The 3,660-nt window shown below is 56.2% G+C and carries 3 protein-coding genes; all 3 read right to left on the bottom strand.

The window, feature by feature from the left end; translation table 11 throughout:
• Positions 1-131: 131 nt before the first annotated feature.
• The 3 genes from WCA53_RS20470 to WCA53_RS20460 all read right to left on the bottom strand — a co-directional run bounded on the left by WCA53_RS20470 (position 132) and on the right by WCA53_RS20460 (position 3,291).
• The gene (locus WCA53_RS20470; RefSeq protein WP_423914935.1) at positions 132-521 is read right to left on the bottom strand and encodes an MOSC domain-containing protein; all 390 of its coding nucleotides are present in this window, start codon (positions 519-521) and stop codon (positions 132-134) included.
• 171 nt (positions 522-692) lie between these two features.
• Entirely contained in the window at positions 693-2,402 is a 1,710-nt protein-coding gene (locus tag WCA53_RS20465; protein ID WP_423914933.1) for a glutamine--tRNA ligase/YqeY domain fusion protein, read from the bottom strand.
• A 214-nt stretch (positions 2,403-2,616) separates the two neighbouring features.
• Complete coding sequence (locus WCA53_RS20460; RefSeq protein ID WP_423914931.1) at positions 2,617-3,291, bottom strand: response regulator transcription factor; 675 nt, start codon at positions 3,289-3,291, stop codon at positions 2,617-2,619.
• Positions 3,292-3,660 lie beyond the last annotated feature (369 nt).

Below are 3,660 nucleotides of genomic sequence, written 5' to 3'. Positions count from 1 at the left end.
CGCATCTCTTCAAGCGTGTTGTGGGCCAACGACCTGCCGTCTCTTTTCATGACGGGATTTGACAACATTCGGGAGTCAGCGTTCCAATTCCTGTCCGCTAAATTACTGACTTATGAGTAAGTCGACGACACTCACAAAGGCTCGACAACATCGCCGATGTAAATCAGGCCGCCTTGAACAACCCGCGCAATGATGCCGCCCAGACCTCGCACCGCGTTATAACCGCCAATACCCAGCGCCTCCTCCATGCGTGAGCACGGATGGCACTCCCCCGAGGTTTCGAGAATCGCCTGACCAATGCGGAACTGTCGGTCCTTGAGCGCCAGAAGATTGATGCCTTGAGTGACAATGTTTCGACGCAGGTCCTGCGGTAAAGCTTCATCTTTCCCGAGATGGCTCGCAATGGTCGCGAGGTTTTCAGACTGGATGAGCGTAACTTGGCGATCACCATTGAATCGGCTGTAGTGATCGTCTATCAATCCCCTTCCCGTCTCGAGCAGCGCCTCCCGCATGATCTGCATTTCGCTCCGCCGTGAACGCCTTGCTCCGATCCAGATCACCTTTCCAGGGCGGACGGGTGCATTGAAAAGTTTGGCGAGTGATGAATTTGGATTTAAAGGCATGTACTGATCGCGTTTATGCTTGTCGGACGTTGGACAACCGAAGGTCGTAGCGCTATGGAGCGATCAAGCTTAGTGTCGCTTGCCCCAATTGTCGCGCAAGCTCACGATTCGGTTGAAGACAGGCTCACCCGGTTGCGAGTCGATACGGTCGGCCACAAAGTACCCGTGCCGCTCGAACTGGATGCGGTCTTCTCGCAGCGCGGCCCGCGCTGCAGGCTCGAGATAAGCCCTGACAACACGCTTGGAGGCGAGGTTCAGATCGTTGAGAAATTCCACGCCGCCGGCTCCCGGCTGCGGTTCTTTAAAAAGTCGTTCGTAAAGACGTACTTCGGCTTCGTACGCGCCCTTCGCGCTCACCCAATGTATCGTGCCCTTGACCTTGTAGGCGTTCGCGCCTTCCGTGCCCGAGCGGCTGTCCAGGAAATAATTGCAGTGCACGGCTGTCACGTTGCCTTGTTCGTCCTTGTCCGCACCCGTGCATTCCACGACGAAGCCGTACTTGAGCCGAACCTTGTTGCCCGGGAACAAGCGGAAATAGCCTTTCTTCGGGACTTCCTGGAAGTCCTCGCGCTCGATCCACAGTTCCCGTGAAAACGGAAACTCGCGCGCGCCGCGCTCGGGATAATGCGGATGAACCGGCGCGCTGCAGGTTTCGCTCGTGCCCTCCGGATAGTTGTCGACAATCAGCTTCAACGGGTCCAGCACCGCAATCGCGCGTGGCGCTTTTTCGTCGAGATCGTCACGCAGTGCGCCTTCCAGCACGCTCATGTCGATCCACGAATCCACTTTCGTCACGGCCACGCGGTCGCACATGAGGCGGATGCTTTCCGGCGTGAAGCCGCGACGCCGCACGCCCACAATAGTCGGCATGCGCGGGTCGTCCCAGCCTTCCACGTGATTTTCGTTCACCAGTTGCAGCAGCTTGCGCTTGCTGGTGATGGTGTAAGTCAGATTCAGGCGCGAAAACTCGATTTGCCGCGGCAACGGTCGGGTGAACTTGCCGTCCTCGGTGAGTTGATTCAGGAACCAGTCGTACAGCGGGCGATGATCCTCGAATTCCAGGGTGGCGAGTGAATGCGTGATGTTTTCCAGTGCATCCGAGATGCAGTGCGAATAGTCATACATAGGATAAACACACCATGTGTCGCCGGTCCGGTAGTGATGCGCAAACCGAATCCGGTAGATCACCGGATCGCGCAGGTTGAAGTTGGGCGACGCCATGTCAATCTTCGCGCGCAGCACGTGCTCGCCTTCCTTGAATTCGCCCGCCTTCATGCGGCGAAACAGGTCGAGATTCGCTTCGGGAGAGCGATCGCGAAACGGCGACTTCTTTCCCGCTTCCTGGGCCGAGCCCCGCGTGAGGCGCATCTCATCGGCAGTCTGGCTATCAACATAAGCCTGACCGCGCTCGATCAGCAGTTCGGCGAATTCGTAGAGCTTGTCGTAGTAATCGCTCGCGTAGAAGAGATACTCGCGGCCGTCTTTGGTCCAGTCGAAGCCGAGCCATTTGACGCCGTCGATGATCGACTCGACGTACTCAACGCTCTCCTTTTCCGGATTGGTATCGTCTAGACGCAGGTGACACACACCGCCGTAATCACGCGCGATGCCAAAATTCAGGCAGATGCTCTTCGCATGGCCAATGTGCAGGTAGCCGTTCGGCTCGGGCGGAAAACGCGTCTCGACCCGCTGCGACCATTTGCCGGCGCGATTGTCTTCGTCGATGATGTTACGGATAAAACTGGTCAGTGCCGGAGCATCGTTGCGATCAATGTTCATAGAAGACGTAGCGCTCGGAAAAGGAATGATGTGTCGACCACTACACAGTACTCCGTCATAAAGGCGATCTTGTCATGGTTCCCGCCTCTTCGACGGTCGACTCGAGCGATATCTTGAATGCGTGCGGATGGGTGCGGATGCCGCCGCGTGAGATACCGCTCGATGCCCGGCTGAACCGGCGTCGATCAAGATAAAAACCCGATGACGCGCCATTTCAGGCAATCGACTTCGGCAGACTCAGTCGGTCTTCCATCTTGATGAGATCGGCAACTGATCGTGCTTCCATCTTTCGCATCAGCTGCGCACGATTGACCTTCACGGTTATCTCGCTCAGCCCCAACTCCCAGGCGATCTGCTTGTTCATCAACCCGCGCGCAATGAGCCTGAGTATCGCTTGTTCGCGAACGGTCAACGTGGAATAGCGCTCGTTCAATTCTCGTTGAAAGGCGTCGGTCTTCCGATGCAAACGGTCATAAGTCAGCGCGGATTCGACCGCATCGAGCAGCTCCTGACTTCGAAACGGCTTCGACAAAAAGTCGTGAGCGCCCGCCTTCATTGCATGCGCAGTCATCGTGACATCGCCGTACGCCGAGATAAAAATGATCGGGATGTTCATGTTCGATTCCACAAGCCGCTCCTGAAGTTCAAGTCCGCCCATTCGCGGCATCCGGATATCGAGTATCAGACAGTTTGGACGATTGCATGCGTCGGGCTTGATCCGCTGCAGTTGATCCAGGAAGTCAGTAGCGTGCGGAAATAACCGGGCGGTCACGCCGACAGATTCGAGCACGCGCGCAATCGCCTCGCTGATCGACGCATCGTCGTCTACAACGAAAACTACCGGCGGAGCGCTATCCGACGCTTTCGCTTCGGGTGTTTGTTTAATCACGATAAACTCCTTTTCGCGGTTTGAAGCCGCAGCAAGCCCCGGCGCTCATCAATGTGAGTCCGAGTTGAAGGAAAATGTGTGATATCGCGCGAACCGGATTGACGGCCCTCCGTACTTAAGGCTTGCGAGATTCGAGCGACAGGTGTGCAACTGGCCGGGCAGGCAAATGTTTCAAGTATTTCCAGCGACGTTCCATCTCCCAAAAAATGATCAAAAACCCTCTCACGCGGCAAGACATGCCGGCAAAAATACTCAGGGGAATCGTACGAATTAACCGCAATTACAGTTGGTGCCGAAGGATGCTTCTTACGCGGTAACGGATCACACTAAGCCTGCCTCTTGTAAGCGGGTGGTCCCAATCATCAGCAG

The sequence above is a fragment of the Caballeronia sp. genome, assembly GCF_049581465.1.
Lineage (GTDB): Bacteria > Pseudomonadota > Gammaproteobacteria > Burkholderiales > Burkholderiaceae > Caballeronia.
The sequence above is the reverse complement of the archived record's forward strand: the minus strand, read 5'-3'. Positions and strand labels throughout refer to the sequence as shown.

Bases quoted from the DNA above. Each gene is read 5' to 3' on its own strand.
- WCA53_RS20470 (WP_423914935.1), bottom strand. From the start codon at position 521: ATGCAGATCATGCGGGAGGCGCTGCTCGAGACGGGAAGGGGATTGATA.
- WCA53_RS20465 (WP_423914933.1), bottom strand. From the start codon at position 2,402: ATGAACATTGATCGCAACGATGCTCCGGCACTGACCAGTTTTATCCGT.